General features: G+C 67.2%; 12 protein-coding genes and 2 pseudogenes. All 14 read right to left on the bottom strand.

The window, feature by feature from the left end; all coding sequences use genetic code 11:
• Positions 1-80: 80 nt before the first annotated feature.
• The 14 genes and pseudogenes from EKK97_RS00725 to tssJ all read right to left on the bottom strand — a co-directional run bounded on the left by EKK97_RS00725 (position 81) and on the right by tssJ (position 20216).
• On the bottom strand, positions 81-3410 hold the full coding sequence (locus EKK97_RS00725) for a toxin VasX (protein ID WP_159547990.1): 3330 nt from the start codon (positions 3408-3410) through the stop codon (positions 81-83).
• Positions 3407-4303 carry a DUF4123 domain-containing protein gene (locus EKK97_RS00720; protein ID WP_201296978.1) on the bottom strand — a complete coding sequence of 299 codons (897 nt, stop codon included), beginning with the start codon at positions 4301-4303 and terminating at the stop codon, positions 3407-3409. Before EKK97_RS00720 ends, EKK97_RS00725 begins: the two co-directional genes overlap by 4 nt.
• Before the next feature lie 8 nt (positions 4304-4311).
• Positions 4312-6399, bottom strand: a complete 2088-nt coding sequence (locus EKK97_RS00715; protein WP_159547986.1) for a type VI secretion system Vgr family protein — start codon at positions 6397-6399, stop codon at positions 4312-4314.
• Position 6400: 1 nt separating this feature from the next.
• A complete protein-coding gene (locus EKK97_RS00710; RefSeq protein ID WP_159547984.1) occupies positions 6401-6688 on the bottom strand; it encodes a type VI secretion system PAAR protein in 288 nt (95 codons plus the stop codon).
• Between the two features lie 22 nt (positions 6689-6710).
• A complete protein-coding gene (locus EKK97_RS00705) occupies positions 6711-7289 on the bottom strand; it encodes a GNAT family N-acetyltransferase (RefSeq protein WP_159547982.1) in 579 nt (192 codons plus the stop codon).
• Entirely contained in the window at positions 7273-10944 is a 3672-nt protein-coding gene (gene tssM / locus EKK97_RS00700) for a type VI secretion system membrane subunit TssM (protein WP_159547980.1), read from the bottom strand. Before tssM ends, EKK97_RS00705 begins: the two co-directional genes overlap by 17 nt.
• A gap of 94 nt (positions 10945-11038) precedes the next feature.
• The gene (gene tssA, locus EKK97_RS24130) at positions 11039-11905 is read right to left on the bottom strand and encodes a type VI secretion system protein TssA (RefSeq protein ID WP_236551335.1); all 867 of its coding nucleotides are present in this window, start codon (positions 11903-11905) and stop codon (positions 11039-11041) included.
• 248 nt (positions 11906-12153) lie between these two features.
• Positions 12154-12354: pseudogene (locus tag EKK97_RS24125) on the bottom strand (type VI secretion system ImpA family N-terminal domain-containing protein); the annotation flags it as partial.
• A 121-nt stretch (positions 12355-12475) separates the two neighbouring features.
• Positions 12476-13132 carry a type VI secretion system-associated protein VasI gene (vasI, locus tag EKK97_RS00690; RefSeq protein WP_159547979.1) on the bottom strand — a complete coding sequence of 219 codons (657 nt, stop codon included), beginning with the start codon at positions 13130-13132 and terminating at the stop codon, positions 12476-12478.
• Positions 13129-14079, bottom strand: coding sequence for a sigma-54 interaction domain-containing protein (locus EKK97_RS24120; RefSeq protein ID WP_236551334.1), 951 nt, complete (start codon positions 14077-14079; stop codon positions 13129-13131). The genes vasI and EKK97_RS24120 overlap by 4 nt, the downstream gene beginning before the upstream one ends.
• A gap of 656 nt (positions 14080-14735) precedes the next feature.
• Entirely contained in the window at positions 14736-17471 is a 2736-nt protein-coding gene (gene tssH / locus EKK97_RS00680; RefSeq protein ID WP_159547977.1) for a type VI secretion system ATPase TssH, read from the bottom strand.
• Positions 17472-17479: 8 nt separating this feature from the next.
• Positions 17480-18111: pseudogene (icmH, locus tag EKK97_RS00675) on the bottom strand (type IVB secretion system protein IcmH/DotU).
• 216 nt (positions 18112-18327) lie between these two features.
• Entirely contained in the window at positions 18328-19662 is a 1335-nt protein-coding gene (tssK, locus tag EKK97_RS00670) for a type VI secretion system baseplate subunit TssK (RefSeq protein WP_159547975.1), read from the bottom strand.
• Positions 19662-20216, bottom strand: a complete 555-nt coding sequence (tssJ, locus tag EKK97_RS00665; protein ID WP_159547973.1) for a type VI secretion system lipoprotein TssJ — start codon at positions 20214-20216, stop codon at positions 19662-19664. Before tssJ ends, tssK begins: the two co-directional genes overlap by 1 nt.
• Between the last annotated feature and the right edge of the window lie 2 nt (positions 20217-20218).

The following is a 20218-nucleotide window of genomic DNA, read 5'->3' as shown; positions in this document are numbered from 1 at the left end:
GCGGGCGCTCCCTGTTCCTTGGCTGTGGTGGTCATGGACCTTCCTTCATTCCGTGGTAACCCGTGTTGGTGCCAATTCTATCAAGCAGGCCAGGGCTCGAGGGTCATAGCCTGCCAGGCGCTGGCCTCGCGTCCCACCAAGGGTTCGATTGGCGCCCAGTCCTCCTTGGGCGCGAGGCCATCGAGGCGGCTGAATACCTTGAAGCTAGTGGTGGCGGTCGGCGACGAGGCCCCTTGGGAAGTGATACGCACCACCAGCATCAGGGTATGCCAGTCACCGACCCGCTCGGGGTCGAGGGCATAGTCCAGCCGGGAGTTGCCTTCCTCCAGAGTGATACCGGCATGGGCGAACAGATCATCGTGCAATGCTTGTTGACCGGCATGCGATACGCCCCAGAGCCCGACCCTGAGGTTGTCCGGGCCGGGCGATGTGACTCCCGGGAGGTTGAGGCGCAGGTTCAAGGAACTGGCGGGCATCTGCGGCCCCACGGGCATGGCACTGCGGCGTTCGGGCTGGTGGCCGCGACGCCAGAGTACCGGCCGGCCATGCAGCGCCGCCAGTTGCTGCTGGTGCTCTTGAAAGCTCCAGCCTTCGGGATCTTCGCCCCAGACACTTTTCTGGCACCACTGCTGCAGCGGCGAGAGCGAGTAGTACTCGTAGAGCAATTCGCCCAGCACCACCAGAGCCACGCCGACGGCGGCGACCCAGTTGAGCGACGCTGCCAGGCGCAGCAGGTGCAGCCGCAACAAGACGGCGGAGGTGCCCTTGAACTTTCCCAACAATCCTGCGATAGCGATCGGCAAGGTGCCGCCAACAATCGCCGCGTCTCCCGCCAAGGCGATGCCGGCCGCCAGACGCTGACGGTCACTATTTGCGCGTTCTAGTTTGAGACCTTGGCGGATCATATCGAAGGCTGCCGCTCCAAAAGAGGCACCCGCTACCCAGGTCATGGCGCGATTGGTCAGACGCGCCCAGTCGTCCAGGTGATCCAGGCTGCCGGCCGCCTGCTGAACGGCGCTCTTGAAGGTGCGCCCCTCGTAGAGGCGACGGTAGCGGGTATCGTGGAGGATCTCCAATACAGCGGCCGTAGCGGCGAGCGTCCCGGCGGCACCGGACAGAAAGTTCGCAAATGCTTCCCCTCCGTGTTCTTTCGTGCGCAACGCCGTGCCCAATTGCTGAATGGCGCCGCCAAACAGCCAGCCGTTGAGCAGCAACATCAAGCCGCCGAGCCCCACCGGCACGGCGCGGCCGGGAGCAATCTCACCTCGCTCATTCCGCAGCAAGGCGTCCCAGGCGCGCTCATCCTGTAACGCTTGCTTGACCAGACGCCGCTCGTTCAGCGCCACCCGGGAAGCCTGCTCACCGAGCCCTGCCACCTTGAGGGCATGGCTGCCCTGTTCACCGAGGGGATAGGTGGCCTCGGCGAGCTCATCGAGCACTTCCGTCAGGGCATCTCTTTGCGGACGCAACGCCGCACGTGCCTCGCGAATCCGCTTATCGTAGTCAGGTAACTGCTTGCGTTGGCGTTCGACGGCCTGCTCATAGCGGCTCAGCCTCTCCATGTCGTCAGCCAGCCGTTCGGCACGAGTCAACAGGCGGTTAATACGGTCGAGGATGGCTTGTTCTGGGATATCCCAGCCTAGTTGGTACGTCGAGAAGCGCGTAAACAATTCGTGGCGTACCCCGTTGGAGGTGCGCTCGAACAGGGCGGCGAAACGCTGCTCGAAATCCAGCACTTCAGTCTCGTCCAGCAGGCTTGCCAGCGCGGTGCGCCCCAGGACGCCCTCCTTGGCTGTCAATTCCGTCACGACGGCGGCCCGAGCTTCCTCGCCCAACCCTTCGAGATTCTGCAGGCGAAGCTGGTCCTGCTGATTGAAGCGCTCCTGCCATTCGGCATGTGTACCTGGCGTCGCCTCCGCCGACATCAGTGCCATCAGTGAGCCCTGAGCACTCTTCCAGTCCGACGCCGCGGTGTTGATGAACTCCCAGAGTGGAGTTACGTGCAGGCGATGCGCTACCGTGATCTCTTCGAAATAGTGCTGCACGAGGAAGTCCTGCTGGCCGCAGACCTCCAGGGTCGTGAACAGCCGATGCTCAAGACTGCTGCGCAGGATGGCCTGTGTATCGTCCTCGCCATCGAGGAGGCTGGCGTATTCGTGCCAGCGCGGCAGCAGGGTCTTGATGTCCTCGCCGACCTGTTCTTTGTGGGCACGCCACTCTCCCTGCCATGCATCCGCGTCGGAGAGAAACGCGCGCATCTCGTCGAGACGGATAACATCTTCGATGCCTTGCTGGGCGAGCCAGCGATCGCCCTCCTGGCTGCCGTAGACACGTTCGAAATAGTCGTCATGGGTCTCACGGGCAAAATCGCGTACGGATTTGGCGTCCGTACCCAGGCGCCCGGCGAGATCGCCGCTCACGCGACGGACTTCCGCTTCCAGTGCCTGCTGTTCGCGAGACCGAAAACCGGGATGCCCGCCACTGCTGGCCAGATCCTCCGAGCGCTTGGCATCAAACTGGTTCTGCAGCTCCATTAGATCCCGGAGTTGCGCCTCGTCTGCCTCACTTGCATTGCCCAGCCATTCAGGGATCTCGCCCTTGCCAGCATGCGCAATCATGGGTTGCAGATCGAGTTGCATGAAGCCCTGAATGGCCCGGGCGGCGAAGTGCTTTTCCGGTTCTTCATCCATCCACGCGGTTTCCTGGCGGACGATTTCCGTCCAGGCTCCGACCAGATCGTTGGCACGCGCCACGACATCTTCGACGATCAGACAGGCACTGTCCTGCCGATACTCGGCTTGGATATGCCCCGTAATGGCTCCCGCCCTCGCCGCTTGCCATTCCGCACTGGCAGTCCACTGGTATTGGCCATAATCCAGGCGCTCAGCGGAAGGCACCCGCTCACCTTGCTCATCTGCCAGCACATCGCCCAGCTCCTCGGGAGGCAAAAGGTGTGATGTTCCGTTACCCGGGCAGTAAGCGCCGATGTTGACCGTGAGCATCACCTCGTCTTGAACGTCTGGCTTGGCCAACAGCAGAGCGGCTCGTTTTTCCTCCAGCTCCACTTGGCTAAATAGCACCTTGATACTGCCACGACGTTCCAGAATGATTGGATCACCGCTGCCGTCCGGCGCCATCTGAAAAGTCTGTAATTCGTCGGGGGCGAGGCTATGGATCAGGTAAAGCCACCCATTCCTGACGGGCCGGATGCCATTGGGACGAAAGTCACCACAGATGGGAGGCGAAAACCCCGGGAGGGTGACGGCTTGCTCGGGTTCCACCAAGGCATAGCGCACAGGTATCAGCTGAAGGTCGGTTTTTTGCAGGGGACACTGACCGATTTCCTGTCCCGGGTCGTTGTCCCTCTGGTTGTCAGCTACCCGCTGTGCGGCGTCCGTATCAGTATTCATGCATGCTTTCTCCTGTGCGCCAATCGCTGCGCCTCTGCAGCGGCGATCTTGAGCCGTTCCATCGGTGGCCGACCATCGGGCTGAGTCAAAAGCTTCGCCACGGTGGGCATGGTCTGTTCATCCAAGGCATCATGCCCGTGAGCGCCCAGAACATTGGCCATGTAGTAATGGGCACGCCGACCGGAAAAGCTCAGTTCCTGCGTGGCGGCAATCACCTGCTTGGCCGCGGTTATCGCAGTACCGTATTGACTCAGTAGCGGGCCGTTGACGAAGAACGTCTGTAAGTGTCGAGCAAGCTCCTCGGCAAAGCGTTGCCACGCAATACGACTCAGCGAATCGAGATGGGCCTGTTGCAGAACAAAGCGGGCATCGCGTGGCACAGGCCCCTGGCGAGCATTGACAAGGTACCACCAGGCGACTTCGCCATCCTCATGGGTGGGCAACCACAGCGCATCGAGTTCCCCTAGCAAGGCACTCGCTGCCGGTTGTGGCTCAGCTTCGAGCAAACATTTCATGACTTCTGGAGAGGCCACACGCAGTATTTGCTCGCCCGTCAGTGGATGCTCGACAAACAGCAGCCAGCGCAAATGCGCTACCACATCTTCCTGCGGTGCAGCACTCGCCATCAGCCAACCCCAGCCGTCCTTTACACCATTCTCGATAAACGCCTCCCATACGGGGATGCCTTTATCGAGCCTCACCAGGCAAGGCGATATCCGGCGACATTCGGCCAAAGGCGTATCCAGATAGATCAGTTCATACACTGGATCGTCGAGACGCTCATAAAGCCACCGCTCCAAGGGTTCAAGCTTTATGCCATCAAGCAGCAGGTAGTATTTCCCCTCTGCAATGTCAGCATTCATCGGTGGTACACCGATGGGAAGTGCAGCCATGACCATGTTTATCCTTGACTATCAGCGAGCGGCTTACAGGGCTGCGTCAGTGCCATCTCCTGACGTAGCGCTGCTTCTTGCCGCGGCGGCTCAATGCGCGGGGCCTGGGGCGCCGCTTCCGCCTCCCGCGGCAGCGCCGGTGCCTGGGCGGCCTGGCCGGAACCGGAGCCGGGGCTGCCTCCGGAGTTGATCTTGACCTGACTGCCGACGATGGTGACGCCGCTGGGGTCGAGCTTGACGAAGCTGCCTCCGGCCTTGAGGGTGATCTCGGCGCCGGCTTCGATCACCACCTTCATGCCCGCCTTGTGGTGGATCTCCTGGCCGGCCTCGACGAGCTGGGCGCGGCCGTATTTCTCGTGACGGCTGGCGTCGACGATCAGGTGATCGTCGCCGTCGATCTGGGTGTGGCGGCTGCCGTGTACCGTCAGGTGATCGTCGGCGTAGATCTCGCCGACGCGGTCGTGGTGCACGGTGAGGAAGCTGTCGTGGCCGATCTCTTCGGTGCGGTCGTTGTGGGTCAGCAACTCCAGGTCCTTCTGGGCGTGGAGCCAGATCTGCTCTTCGCCGGCCTGGTCCTCGAAGCGAAGTTCGTTAAATCCTTCGCCTTTGTGACTCTGGGTGCGGATGACGGTGCGCGTCTTATGCTCGGGCAGCGCGTAGGGCGGTGTATTCACCGCGTGGTAGGTGCGCCCGGTGATCAGCGGCTGGTCGGGATCGCCCTCGAGGAACGAAATCACCACCTCATGCCCAATCCGCGGAATTGCCATGCTGCCGTAGCCGCCGCCGGCCCAGCCCTGACTGACGCGCACCCAGGCGCTGGCGGTTTCGTCAGGCTCGGCGTAGCGATCCCAGGGGAACTGCACCTTGACCCGGCCGTGCTCGTCGCAGTGGATCTCTTCGCCCTCGGGGCCGACGACGAAGGCGATCTGCGGGCCGTCGACACGGGGCTTGGGGTTGGGCGTGGGGCGCCAGGCGCGGTCGGCGGGGGTGAGGATCAGTTCGTTGTCGAACTTGGTCACGGCTTCCGAGCCTGCCCGCCCCCGCAGGCCCATGCCGGCCGCATCACTCTGCGTGACACCGTCTTCTTCCAGGGCCTGGGGCTGGCTGCCGGTGTGCTTGACCTTCACTACCTGCCAGTCGCGGTTGAGTTCACTGAGGTCGTGGTCGGTGAGGGTGAACTTGACCCCCGGGGCGAGCTCGGGCAGGTCGCTCTCGGCGGCGCAGGTCAGGGCGTCGTTTCTCAGGTGTTCGAGGCGAATGCGGGTGAAGGCCTGGCCGGAGGCGTCGGCCTTGTAGCGCCCGGGATAATCGAAATGCTCGTAGTCCTCTCGCTGACCATGGGCCTCGAGTTCATTTTCCACCTGCTCGTGGAGCTGCGCGTAGGCCGGGTTCTTGAACGAGTAGTCCTTGAGCGTGACAGAGGCCGGGGCGACCCGGGCGAGCTGCTCGAGCTTGCGCACGTGGCGGCTCGGCGGGGTGCCGCCGGCGCGACCGTGGTAGGTACGCTCGCCCAGGTGGGCCAGCACCTGGGGCGCGTCGGCGAACACCAGGCGGTGAGCGCCGTTCGGCGCATCTTCGAATTCATGAAAGTAGAACAGCCCCTCCTCGGCGGCCAGACGCTCGACGAAGGCGAGATCGGTTTCCCGGTACTCCACCAGGAACTCTCTTTGCTGCAGCTCGCGGGTGACGGCGAAGGCCACGTCGGTGAGGCCGAGCTCGTCGCACAGGGTATTGATGACCGTGAGCGGCGAGACCTCCTGGAAGATGCGCGAGTTGTGGCGCAGGCCAAGGCGCCACAGCGCGGGGCGGGCGACCAGCGAGTAGATCGTGCGGCGGTGGCCGCGATCGCCACGGCCGAACTCGGTGACGATGGCGTGTACCCGGCGCAGCGCCTCGCCGTCCTGCCAGATGGTCAGGCTCACCGGGCGGTCGAGCAGCTCGGTGGCGGAGAGGCTGCCATCGCGGCTGGCGAAGCGCAGCGTGAGGGTGAAGGGCGCGGAAAGCGCCTCCTCCAGGGTGAAGTCGATCACCGCCAGCTCGGCCGTTTCGGCCCCGGCGAGCGCAAGGGTGAACTGAAGTCCGGTCTGGTTGGCCATGTCAGCTGCCCTCCCCGCTGGCGGAGCCGATCACCACGCCACCGCAGTCCACCGCATGGCCGGTGAGTGCCGCCGGCTTGCCGTCGATCAGGATAGTGCCGGAGCCTTCGGCAATGGCACGCGGATGCGGTGGATGCTTGGGCTTGTCGTGTGGCGCCAGGGGGTCGCCCAGGCGCGCTGCCGGCTTGCCGTCGATCAGCACGGTCGGACTGCCGGCGGTGACTGGCGTCGGCGGAAAACCATCGTGGTCGGTGCCGATGTCACCTACGAGTACGAGTTTGCGTCCCATCTAGCGTTCTCCTGTTCCTGGCCTAGTCCCACTCGGCGGGCGCCTCGAAGCTGGCCACCTCGTAGGCGTTGACGTACATGCGCGTAAAGCCGGCCTGTTCCAGGCTGCGTACCGCCGCCTGGCACGCCAGGGGCAGCCGCGCATGCAGCGGTACGCCGTTCAGGCTGCGACGCGCGGCCAGCAGCAGGCGGGCGCCGTGGCCGCTGCCCTGCCATTCCGGCTCGACGAAGAAGAAGCGCAGCTGCCAGGCGGCTTCATCATCCGGTCGGCACGCCAGCAGCATGCCGAGGGTGGGCCCTTCACCGTGGCGCAGCTTGAGCAGCCGGCCCTGCCAGCGGGCGATGCTGCCGTCGTCACGCTGCAGCCACTGGCCGTGCTGAACGGTGAACTCCAGCGCCCGACGCAGCGTGGCCAGGCGGGACTCGTCGCGCAGCACCCAAGGCGAGTGCCCCTTGGCATCGGCACGCCGGGCGGCCTCGAGAAAGCCTTCGATGTCCTCCATCGAAGCCGCCTCCAGCCCCTTCGTCGCCTCTTCCGCGTCGACGGCAGGCGTCGCGTTCTGGCGTTCGCCTCCGAGCAGGCGCTTAAAGGCTGCCCACATCGAAGCCTCCTTCGGCATACAGCGCAGTGGGCAGTTGGAAGCCGGCGACCAACGGACGGGTGAAGGGGTTGCGCGAGCCGGTGGCGTAGAGCCGGTAGCGCGCCGAGCCGCCGTCGACCTGGAAGCGCAGCTCCAGGTCGCGCTCGCTGGCACTGGTGATCTCCGCCTCGTCGAGCAGGCGGAACCAGGCCCAGGCGCCGTCGCGGCTGAGGCTGCGCGGCGAGCGGTTGACCTGGCTCGGCACCAGGGTAATGCGGCTCTCGTTGCCGCCGCGCAGGGCGTTGGGCCAGATCATCGAGACCCGCGAGCTGGCGCTGTGGGCGTAGTCGATGATCTGACCGTCGATATTGATCACGCTGCGGCGCTTGTCGGGGCTCAGGCTCACCGGCTCCAGGGCAAACTCCACGTCGAGCACACCGTCGCGACCGAAGTAGGCCTGGCGGATCTGCTCGGCGCGCTGGATGGCGGTGAACACACTGTCGCGCAGCAGCGGATTGCCCTCGGCATCGACCAGATACTCGGGGGCCTCTTCGATGAAGGGCCGCAGGTTGTCCTGATAGAAACGATCGAGGATGCCGCCGGCGGCAAAGAAGGCCTCGAAGTCGTTCAGGGCCACCTCACGCGAGGCGCTGGGCACCAGCGGATAGCGGCCCGCCAGACGCTCCTGGTAGGGCGCCACTACCTCGTCGAGCCACTGGTGCTCGAGGTGGCGAATGGCGCTGGCCATCATCAGCTGCCAACTCTGGTCGGCCAGGCTCTCGAGCATGCGATCCACCGGGGCCGGGGTGTTCTCGGCGATGCGCTTGAGGTTATGGATGGGATCGCCGCCGCGCAGCGCCAGGCGGTCGCGGGCGCTGACGAAGGCCGCCCGGCCCGGGTCACTGGCGCCCTGTACCTGACGCAGGTAGTCGCGCAGCTCGCCGATGGCCACCTTGATCTCGGCGATGGCGGCAGGGTTGTCGCCGCGGGCATCGAGCAGACCGTTGAGGTCGCGGAAGTTGCGTTCGATCTCGCCGGCCAGGCGGTAGCGCGGCGAGCGCTCCAGCGCCTGACGCGCCACCTCGTCGTCTGCCGGCAGCTCGGGATAGAGCCGGGTATGGTGGGCCACTTCACCAAGCAGTCGATCCAGCGGCCGGCTGGCGCCCAGCAAGGTATCGGCCACCACCACGGCCTGGTCGATGTCGGGCAGCGGCACCAGGTAGAGGTCATCGAGTACCTGGCGCCAGGTCACGTGATAGTCGCCGACGTAGCGCTCGTGCAGGGCATCGCGCAGCTGACGCTCGTCGGCGGCGCTGAAGGCGATGTCGTCACGCTGGCCCAGTACCCAGAGGTCGATCAGCGCCAGCTCGGTGGCCTGCTCGATCTCCTTGAGGAAATAGCCCTCGAAGCCATCGCGGGTCAGCAAGGTGGGCAGGCGCAGGCGCTCCAGTTCGTCGTCGCGGGCCATGAACACGGCGTTGAAGGAGGGACCGACGCCCTGGTGCAGGTCGAGCGCCGCCCCACTGCGGCTACCGCTGTTGGCCTTGAGTGTGGCATAGACGCGCTCGTCCATGGGCTGGCGGGCAAGCTCCTCCTGGGCAGCCCGCAGGCTACCGCGCAGTGCCGCCATGGCTCGCTCGGCGTGACGATCGCCCTTCGCCACCCGGCCTTCGAGGTCGGTGTGGGCCATGGCGTAGGCAAGGTGGTCGAGCAACCGCTCCTGCACGCTGCCGCGCTGGGGGAAGTCGCGCTGCCAGCGCCGCGCCATGAACTCCTGGACCCGTTCGGGCTGGCGCCCGCTGGCGTCGGACATCATGCGCAGCACGCGCAGCAGGGCGAGCTTGTCGTTGCTGCCCGCCTCGGCACGGTTCATGTCGTCCATGATGCCGATCATCAACGAGGGCAGGAAATGATAGCTCAGCATCGCCAGGTAGGCGTCCTCCACCTCGCGGCCCACCGCGTGGCCCTGGTAGAGGCCCATGTCGGCCAGCCACGGCAGGTGTTCGCGGTAGTCGCCGAACTCCAGGGTCGCGGCACGTAGCCGGTCGAGGGGCTCCAGCAGCGCATAGCCGGTCGGGTCGTCGCTACGCAGTTCGTCGGGCTGGGCGGCGAGGAAGGCCTCGGCCTTCTCCTCCACCGCCGCCAGGGCTTGGGTGTTCTTCTGGTAGAAGTGGCTCCAGCCGCCCACCAGCGCCAGCCCGGCCAGCAGGCAGGCGAAGGCGCTGGTACGCCGCAGGCGACGCCGATGGCGGGCAGCACGGGCGTTATCGCCGGCCAACCCCGCCTCGGGGTAGATCACCTTCTCGAACAGCTCCTCGGTGAAGTAGAGCGCACTGCGCGCGGCACGGTGGGCCGGCTGGGTGGTGTCGGTCATGCCGTAGCGGCGCGCGGCAGCGTCGACGAAGGGATCCTCCGGTACGCCTTGCTGGTAGACCGAGGTGAAGTAGGTGCCGCGCACCATGGCCGCCGTGGAGTAGCGGTCGCTGGAGAGCGCCTCGCGCAGGAAGCCGAGCAGCACGTCGCGCAGGCCGGCGAGCTGGCGTACGAAGCGGAACACCGATTCACGCTCCTCGCGGTCGCGGCACTCGGCCAGCAGCGTGGGCAGGCTGCGGTTGAGCCGCTCGAGCATGGCGTCGTAGGAGGTGGCGAACTCATCGGCCCACTGGTCGACGCGCTCGATGCTTTCAGGGCTGAAGGTGAAACCCAGCGGTGCGCGGCGTGCGGCGCGGGAATAGTGGCGGAAGAAGTCGTCGAAGCCGTGCAGCAGGTCCATCTTGCTGAAGGTGACGTAGACCGGCAGGCGCGCGCCGTGGCGTTCCATCAGCTCGCGCAGACGCGCGCGCAGCAGCGAGGCGTAGGCCTTGCGCACCGCCACCCTGGCATCGCTCAAGCGCACCAGGTCGAGCACCAGTACCACGCCGTCCAACGGACGCTGGGCGCGGTTGCGCTCCAGCCAGTCGACGAAGTGATCCCATAGCCGGCGCTGGGGCTCCTGGGTCTCGCCGCCTTCGGCTTCCAGCGCCCCCTGGGTCAGCAGCTCGCCGTCGGGGTCGATCAGCACTGCCTTGTCGCCGATCCACCAGTCGAAGCCGTATTGGCCCTGCTTCTTGCCTTGGCCGGAGGCCTTCATCACGTGGGTCAGCGAGAAGTTCTGACCGGAGCGGTTGATCAGGCTGGTCTTGCCGGCGTTCTCCACGCCCATCACCAGATACCAGGGCAGCTTGTAGCGCGCCCCGGGGCCGGCACCGAGATTGTCGAGCAACTCGCGCAGTGTGGCATTGAGGGTCGCTTCCTGCTGCTCCACCTGAGCCAGCACCGGGTCGAGCTGCAACTGTTCGTTGTGGTGGCGCTCGTCGTTTACCTCACGCAGCCGACGCGCCAGGCGGACGCCCCACACCACGGCCACCAGCGTGGCCAAGGCCAGGGTGGCGAGCAGGCGATTGAGCCAAGGCGCCAGCGGGTAGCTGTCGCGCACCTGCCACATCGGGCCCAGCCACCAGATGGCGACTACCAGGGCGGCCAGCAGCAGCCACCAGAGCACGGCGGTAAGCTTGCTCGCCTTCTTGCCGATACCCTGGGCCTTGTTGCCGTGTGCCTTGGCCAGGTTGGCGTTGCTTTCTGCCCGAGAGGCGCCGGGAACCCAGCGACTCAGACCGGACTTCACACTTTTCCACATGAGCCTTAGCCCTCGTCCCTGTCGATGATGGTGATGTTGTTGGGGTTGCTGGCGGGCACGCCGCGGCGCCCGTCATGCTGCGATCGGATCGTGTTCATTTGGCCTTCTCCACCGCGCGTTCGAGGCGCTTGAGCAGCGCCGGCTCCCATTGTTCGAGGCCAAGCCCGGCCAGCGACTCGCGTACCGCGCGATAGTGCTGGCCAGCCAGCGCTGCCAGCCCGGCATCGCGCAGCAGGTCGGCGCTGGCCAACCGCCAGTAGGCGACCTCGCGTGGCGAGCGGGCCTGGGCCAGGCCACGGTCGAGGCCCGCCAGGGCCGCCTCCAGACCCTCCGAAGCCAGCCTCTCGCGGGCTTCGGCCAGCCCCTCCTGCCAGGGGTCGCCGCCGCCCTCCTGGCCCCCTGCCGCGGCACCGGCCGGCACGGCCTGCAGCCAGTGGCGGGTCTCGTCGTCGACGAAAGCGCTGCCATCGTTGAAGGTCAGCGACTCGATGCCGGGCAGGCGCTCGACGAAGCGGCTCGCCTCGTCGCGAATGGCCGCGGCGCAGCGCGGATGACCGAGACGCTCGGCGGCGCTGGCACTGAGGCGGTGCCCCTCGAGCCAATAGGGGCTGACGGCCAGGCTGTTCTCGATACGCTGCCACAACGCCACATCGGCACCTCGGGTCAGCGCCTCGCGATACTCCGCCACGCGATCGGCGGAAGGCGGCGCCAGCTCGGAGCGCACGCCGTCGCGGGTAGCCGGCAGCGCCTGGATAGCGTGCCAGATGGCATGGCGCCTCAGCCGGTAGCCGAGCGGATCACCGATGCCCTGTTCGCTGAGAAAATCGGCCATCTTCAACAGCGCCTGGCGATTGCCGCGCTCGTTGCCAGCCTCCAGGCGCATCTCGGGCAGCTTGGCAGCCGCAGCGCCCGCCGTGGCTGGCCCAGCGCTGGCAGCCTGCCCGCTGGGGGCTGACGGCACCGCCTCGGCAGCGGCCTGGCGGGGCGCGCCTGGCGCAGTTGCCGCTGCAGGTCCACCAGCGCTTCATCCGGCAGTTCGCGAGTCCTGGCCGCTTCCAGCAGCGCCTCGAGGGCGGCCTCGCAGGCCTGGTGCTCGTCGGCGGCATTGTCGAAATCGAGCGCAGTGGCCAGCGCCAGGGCACGTTGGGAGAACTGCTGGAACAGCCGCGGCCGCAACCGCGCTCCCTTGACGCCGCCATAGGGGTAAGCGGTTTCCCACCACTGCTCGAGGCTGCCTGACAGCAGGCGCAGCGACAGGGCGAAGCGCACGCCATCGCCGCCGCGTTGCAGGCAGTGCAGCAGGTGGCCCAGCACCTTGAGGTCCTTGCCGGTAGTGCTCAACAGCCTCACCGCGCGGGTCTCGGCCCCCTCCCAGTCGACGCCGCCATGCTGCAGCGAGCCGATCTTCATCATCTCTTCGTCGAGCCAGGCGTAGTCGCCGCTGTCGTCGACGGGCCTGCCGACGCCCTCCGGAGGCAGCGCGGCCAGCACCTTTTCCAGCTGTGTCTCGTTGACGATGCGCATGCTCACCTCACCAGCGACAGGCGTCGCGCAGCGGCTGGATCGCCTGGCGCAGCCCGGCGACCTCGAAGCGCAGGCCGTCGAGCGTGGCCTGGTCGCTGGAGAACGTCAGTTCGTCGGCATCCAACAGCTGCTGCAGCGTGGCGATGGCCGGCAGCCCCCTGCCGCCGCTGACGACATAACCTCCGTCACGGGCCTGCCAGGTCTGCTCCAGCTCGCGCGCGCCGGCACGCATGCGGACCTGTACCCGCGGTGCATGCAGCGCCTGGGGCAGGTGAAGCTGAAAGCGGGTGATGGTCTTCTCGCAGGCCATTACCAGTTGCGGACGCGGCGGCACGCTACCCAGCGCCGGCACGCTGATCCGCACGCCGGCGGCGTCCTCGCGTACCAGCAAGCCCATGTCGTCGTCGCCACGTTCGGCCTCCTGGGCGTTGACGGCGTGCCACAGCGCGGGGCGCGGGTCATCCGTCACCGGGGCCTCGGCCCGGGCCTGGAACAGGGCGTCGTAGCAGCCCAGCCGCTCCAGGCGCGATTCGAGCGCGACACATTCATGCGCCTGCCTCACCAGCGTCTCGGACGCGGTATCGGCCTGGGCGGAGGCATTCAGGGCCATGCTTGTGGCCAGCGCCAGCCACGGCACACTGCGAAAGATCAGGGTCGAACTCATTTGGCATCCAGTTCCAACTGACGGCACTTGTGTGCCAGGGTGCGCTTGGGCAGGCCGAGACTCTCGGCCGCCAGGGCGCGGTTGCCGCCGAACAGCAGCAGACGCTGGCGAATCAGCTCCGCTTCGTAGTCGCGCAGGGCGCGACGCAGGTCCTTCACGCTTTCGACGTTCGCCTTGGCGGGCGCTGTCGAGGCGCTGCCATCGTCATCGGGCTGAGCCTCGACATCGGCCTGGGCAGGCAGCGCCGCCGGGGAGATGTCCTCGCCCGGTCGCGTCATGGCGCAGGCGTAATCGATCAGGTTCCTCAGCTCGCGCACGTTGCCGGGATAGTCGCGCTCGCGCAGCAGGCGCAGCGCGGCCGGGGTGATGCCCACTTCCTCGCGTCCCTCGCGGGCGCAGAAGTCGGTCACGAAGGCCGCGGCCAGCTCGGCGATGTCCCCGCTGCGCTCACGCAACGGCGGCAGGCTGAGCGGAAACTGGCCCAGCCGGTAGTAAAGGTCGGCGCGGAAGCGCTGGTCGCGAATCCGCTCGCGCAGCGGCTGGTGGGTAGCCGCCACCAGCCGCAGGTCGGCGCGGCGCTCCTCACTGGCACCCAATGGCCGATAGCGACCACTCTCGAGCACCCGCAGCAGCTTGGCCTGCAACGGCAGCGGCATGTCGCCGATCTCGTCGAGGAACAGGGTGCCGCCGTCGGCCTGGCTGATCAGCCCTTCGCGGGCCCGGTCGGCGCCGGAGAAGGCCCCCTTGGCGTGACCGAACAGCTCCGACTCGAGCAGTGACTCGGGAATCGCCGCGCAGTTGATCGCCATGAAGGCCCCCTCGCGGCGCGACGAGAGGCGATGAATGGCGCGCGCCACCCGGTCCTTGCCGGTGCCAGTCTCGCCCTGCAACAGCACCGCCAGGTTGGTCTCGGCGGCACGCACCACCTGGCTGCGCAGCGCCTGCATGGCCGACGATCCCCCAGCAGGTCGCCAGCCAGCCGCTCGGCCAGTGCCTGGCGCCGGGCGCCGTCGTTGAGCTGGGCCAGCGACCGGCGCAGGTTCGCCTCGCGCTGGCGCTCTCCCAAGTGCCGGGTCAGCCCTGCCCATAGCCGGCACAACAGCGCCTCGAAGGCAGAGAACTCGGGATCTTCCTCGAGTCGGGCCAGCACGTCCCCCTCGCCGCCCATGGCCAGTGCACCCAGCCATTCGCGCTTGCCATCGAGGGCACGCAATGGGCGCACGATCAGTTGCAGGCTACTGGGCAGCTCAGCCACCTGGCCCTGGAAGCCGGGATGGTCTAGCCGCGAGCGTGCCTCCAGCAGGCCGAGGCGCAGCGGCTTGTCCTGACGAATGGCATGGGCGTAGGGATGACGGAAGTCGTCGCAGTCGAAGCGCAAATCATCGCCATCGCTGCCCAGCCAGCGACCGCTACCGTCGAGATAGAGACAGGCGACCCAGGCCAGACCATGGCTGGCCTGGAGAATATCGCTGGCGCAGCCACGCAGCTCGGCGGGCGAGGCGCTTTCGACCAGCGCCAGCGCGCGGGCCATGCCGCCGAGGCCTGGCCCCGTTGGCAGGTCGCCTTCGCACCAGCGCATGTCGATCGCCTTCGCCGTCATCGCCTACACCACCTCCGCCGTGAACGCGCCCGCCTCGTCGACACCCAGCGCTACCCGGGTGACCGGCTCGCGCCGCGCCAGGCGGTCGAGCAGCGCCCGCGACACCGGCGGCAGCAGCTCACCGTCGATTACCGACTCGAGCATGCGCGCGCCGTTCTCGCTGCGCGTAGCGCGCGCACAGATGGCGTCGCGCAGGCTGTCGTCGAGCACCACCTCGGCCTGGCGGTGGCGCGTGCGGATGCGCTCGGCCAGGGTGTCGAGCTTGGCCGCCACGATGTCGCGCAGGGTATCGGCGCCCAGCGGGAAGTAAGGCACCACCTCCATGCGCGCCAGCAACGCCGGCTTGAAGAAGCCCGCCAGCACCGGGTAGAGGGCATCGTCCAGCGCCGCAGGGTCGTCGGCGTGGGCGACGATAGCCTCATAGCCCAGGTTGGAGGTGAGGAAGAACACCACGTTCTTGCAGTCGATCAGGCGCCCTTCGCCATCGGCCAGCTCGCCCTTGTCGAAGGCCTGGTAGAACAGGTTGAGCACGTCCGGATGGGCCTTCTCGACCTCATCGAGCAGTACCACCGAGTAGGGACGCTGGCGGATCGCCTCGGTCAACAGGCCACCCTCGCCGAAGCCCACGTAGCCCGGCGGCGAGCCGATCAGCCGCGACACGGTGTGCTTCTCCTGGTACTCGGACATGTTGATGGTGGTGAGGAACTGGCGACCGCCATAGAGCCGTTCGGCGATCTGTACCACGGTCTCGGTCTTGCCCACGCCGCTGGGGCCGACCAGCAGGAAGGCGCCCAGCGGGCGGCCGGGGCGGCGCAGGTCGGCGCGTGCGGTGAGCAGATGGCGGTGCACGCGCTGGATGGCCGTGTCCTGGCCCTGCACCAGCCGGCTGAGGTGCTCGGGCAGCTCGGTGAGGCGGGTCAGCTCGTCGCTGGTCATGCGCTCCACCGGCACGCCGGTCCAGTCGCCGATGACCTGGGCGATCTGCGCCTCCTCGACGCTGGCGTTGACCAGCGCGAACTCCTGTTGCAGCTCGGCCAGGCGCGCCTCGTGGGCGGCCAGTTGGGCATGCGGATCGACAACAGCGGCTGAGTCATCCGACTCAACCGTGTCAGCCACCGCTTCGCCGTCGATTGTGCTGTCAGCGTCGCTCTCTTCATCGATTTCGCCATCGATCACCGCCTCGGCCTCGGCACTGGCCTGCTCGACGGCGGCCTCATTCCTGCCCGCATCGAGCAGTTGGCGATGCAGGGCGATGATGGCATCGACGCACTCGCGCTGGTCAGCCCAGGCCGCCTCGAGCCGTTCGACCTCTTCTTCCAGCCGCGCCAGGCGGGCGTCGAGTTCGGCCTCGCGGGCGGCATCGGGGGTGCGCCCCAGTAGGCGCTCGCGATCGAGCTGCTCGCGCTCGCGCTGGGCGGCGATATGCTCGCTCTTGAGATGGCTGAGCCGGCGCGGCGGGGTATCCAGCGCCTGGGAGAGCCGTGCGCAGGCGGTGTCGAGCACGTCGATCGCCTTGTCGGGCAGCTTGCGGCCGGCCAGGTAGCGTGCCGAGAGTTCGGCGGCGGCACGCAGGCCGCTGTCGCCGACCAGCACGCCGTGGGCGGTCTCGTAGGTGTCGCGCAGGCCACGCAGGATCACCAGTGCCTGGTCGATGCTGGGCTCGGCCAGGGCCACCGGCTGGAAGCGTCGCGACAGCGCCGGGTCCTTCTCGAAATACTTCTTGTACTCGCGCCAGGTGGTCGCGGCGATGGTGCGCAGTTCGCCGCGGGCCAGGGCCGGCTTGAGCAGGTTGGCGGCATCGCCGCCGCCCTCCTGGTTGCCGGCACCGATCAAGGTGTGGGCCTCGTCGATGAACAGCAGGATCGGCCGGGGCGCGGCCTTGACCTCCTCGATCACCGCCTTGAGGCGCTTCTCGAACTCGCCCTTCACCGCGGCGCCAGCCTGCAGCGCGCCGAGATCGAGACTCATCAGCTCGACGTCGGCCAGCGCCGCCGGCACGCGACCTTCGACGATACGGGCGGCGAGCCCCTCGACCACGGCGCTCTTGCCCACCCCGGCATCGCCGATGACGATGGGGTTGTTCTTGCGCCTACGACCGAGGATGTCGAGCATCTGGTCGATCTCGGGGTCGCGGCACAGCACCGGGTCGAGCTCGCCGCGCCGGGCCTGCTCGGTGAGCGAGGTGGCGAAGCGTGCCAGGGCGCTGTCGCCCTGGGCGGCCTGGGCCGGGCGACGACCGGCATCGCCGGACTCGGCGCGGGGCGCTTCGGCGGAGTCGGCGGCCAGTCGCTCGAAGCCGCGACGCAGCCCTTCACGGTTGATTTCGGCCAGCAGCGCGGCACTGCGCGGCCCCACATAGCGCCCGGTGTTGTGCAGCATGGCGGTGAAGATCAGGCCGCTGCGCAGGCTGTCATAGCTGAATTCGGTCGTCGCCAGCAGCCAGGCGTCCTGCAGCAGCTCGACCAGCAGCGGCGAGAAGCTCGGCGTGGTGACGGCCAGGTCCCGCGGCGGGCGGGTCTCCTCGGCCAGCCGCGCGCGCAGCTCGTGGAGGTCGACGCCCTGTCCGTCGAGCAGACAGCGCAGGTCGCAAAGGGGCTGATCGATCAGCGCCAGCAGCAAGTGGCCAGCAGTGACCTCGGGGGCCTGCTGTTCGGCACACAGCAACGCGGCCTGTTCCAAGCCTTGACGGGAAATGGCGTTGAGGCGGCCGATGAGCGCGGGTAGCTCTACCCTGAGCATGGTGTCTCCTAACGAGTGATCTGGTCGAGAAGGGTGCCGACCTGGGCTGCCTGCTGGTCGAGCGACCAAGCGAAGCCCAGGTAGGCACCGACCATGGCGACGGCGAACAGCGCGAAGACGCCCCACACCGGCAGGCCACGGCCGCGGTGGCGACGGCCCGGCACGACATTGTCGAGCGGCTGGGTCAGGCTGTCGTCGGGGGTGTCGCCGAGTGCTGCCAACTGGTCGCCGAGGGTGCGCACGATGTGTTCGTACTCCTCGCGACCGTGGTCCATGACCTTGTAGCGCCCTCGAAACCGAGGCACAGACAGAGGTAGATGAACGCCAGCATGTCGCGGTAGCGCTGCGGCTCCTGCTGCAGCCGGGCGAGGATCGAGAAGACCTTCTCGCCGCCCCAGGTCTCGTTGTGGAAGCGAGTCAGCAGCGAGTGCTCGGCCCAGCGGCTCTGCTGGCCCCAGGGCGTGCCCATCACCGCTTCGTCGATGAACGAACAGAGCACGTAGCGGAAGGCCAACAGCGTGGGGCGGTCGTAGCCCTGCTCGGTGAGTTCGATCTCGATCGCCGCGATCTCGTCGACCACCTGGCGGTAGAGCCGGTCGATGTCGCTCATGCCGTCGAGCTGGCGCACCCGCAGCACCATGCCCAACAGCGAACTGGCGGCATCCACCAGCGGGTTGAGGTTATGGCCGCGCAGGCGGAACCAGTAGTCCTCGTCGGCATCGAGTTGCTCGGCGTGGCTGTGGATCAGCCGCTCCAGACCGCGTTCGTCGATGCGGTCCTCGTGACGAGTGGCGGCGTAGCGCGCCACGGCGCCAACCTCGGGTTCGTGTTGCGTGGTGGCAAGTTCTTGCATGGCTTAGCTCCTGATCGCCCAGAACTGCAGCTCCAGCCCCGGAAATTCCCCCGCCACGTGAAAGGCGAAGCCGCTGGCGCCATCGAGCATGCTCCAGGCCTGGCTCTGCCGGTCGAGGCGGAAGTAGCTGTAGCCGGCGTGATAGGGCAGTTCGCGCGGGGCCACCGGCAGCGGCTCGAGCGGCACGCCGGGCAGCTGCAGGCTGATGAGATCGCGAATGCGCTCGACGCTGGCCACCTTGGTCTGCTGCAGGAACAGCTTGCGCAGCCGCTCGTTGGGCATGTCGGCGCGCACCGCAAGGATGAAGTCGGCACTGTCGAGCAGGGCCGGGTCTGCCAGCGGGGCCACCAGCAGGCCGTAGCGCCGCGACTGCAGCTGGATCGCCAGCGCACGAGGCTCGAGCACTGTGGAGAGCGCCTGACGCAGGCTCTGCATCAGCAGGCGGAAGGCACGCTCGGGGTGGTCATGGTCATAGGCCGGGTACTCCGGCGGAAGGCGCGACTCGTCGGTAAAAGTCACCAGCTCGCTGGCGGTCTCCAGCATGGTGGCGAACAGCCGCTCCGGGTGCAGGTGCCCCAGGCGCGCCAGATGCTGGAAGCGCGGCTGGGCGCGGTTGAGCAGCTGCAGCAGCATGAAGTCGGAGACGTCGGCCACGCCAGCCTGGTGCGGCGAGGCCAGGCGATGGGCGATGTTGCGCGCGCGCTCGCGCATCAGCCCAGCCATCTCGCCGACGAAGCGCTGCAGTACCGGCGCCGCCTGGACGTTGAGCAGGGTGGGAATGAACTGCTCGTCGAGCACCAGGCTGCCATCGGGGCGACGCTCGTGAATGCGCGCCACCGCCAGGCAGGTGTAGGCACTGCGGTCGTCGCGCTCGAGCAGCAGCCTGGGGGCGACCCGGGCGACGTCGAGCATCGCGGTGTCGCCGTCGCGGGAGTGCAGGTCGCGCACGCTGCGCTGGGCCAGGCGATAGCGGGTCGGCAGATTGTCGTCGGGCCAGCGCACCTCACCCACCGCATCGGTGGCCAGCGGCAGGCACAGGTAGACGAGCTGGTTGGCGATACCGGCGTCATCGATCTCCAGTGGCTGCGGCTCGATGTCGTCATCGGGCAGCTGGAACGCCGTGCCGTCGGGCATCACGCCGCTGGCGCGGCTGATGGCGATGCGCCCGAAACTCAGGTATTCGGCATTGAGTTCCAGGGTCTGGAAGCCGTAGAGGGTGTGACTGATACCGCGCAGCCGCGCCTCGAGCAAGCCTTCCAGGCTGCGCTGCTGCTGCTGGAAGTGCTGCGGCTTGATGAACAGACCCTCGCTCCATACCACTCGGTTGCGGCTGGCCATCAGTCTTCCTTCCTCAGTTCGGCCTCGCTGGCACGCAGGTGCACCAGCAGGTGGTAGTCCTCGCTGCGCGAGGCGACCTTCACCACCTTCTTCCATTCGGCCTGGTCGGGGTCGCTGTAGAAGGCGATCAAGCCGATGTAGCGGGTCTCCTCATCGATTTCGAACGGTTCGTAGAACTTCCACTGCCCGGGCAGCAGGGTGAAATCGTCGTGAGTCAGGTAGTTGGTACCCAAGGCGCCTTCCAGGTCATCGCGCAGCTGATGATGGTCGGCCGCCATCAGCATCGAGTCGTCCTTGAGCTGCAGGATCTGGAAGCGCAGCGGCGTACCGTCGCCCTCGAAATTGGGGTTGACGTCGAACTCCGCCAGCATGGCGAGGTCGACCCGGCTCGGACGATCCTCCGGATAGCCCACCGGGATCGAGGGATCACGCATCACCTGCCAGGTCTTGCTGGCGGTGGTGCAACCGCTCAGCACCAACGCCATCAGCAGCACCGCCAGCCACGCCAAGGAGCGCTCCGAGGCCTTGCTTGCGCGCAAAAGTCTTGTGCTCATGT

Source organism: Billgrantia tianxiuensis, assembly GCF_009834345.1.
Taxonomy (GTDB): domain Bacteria; phylum Pseudomonadota; class Gammaproteobacteria; order Pseudomonadales; family Halomonadaceae; genus Halomonas; species Halomonas tianxiuensis.
This window is presented reverse-complemented; position numbering and strand designations above follow the sequence as displayed.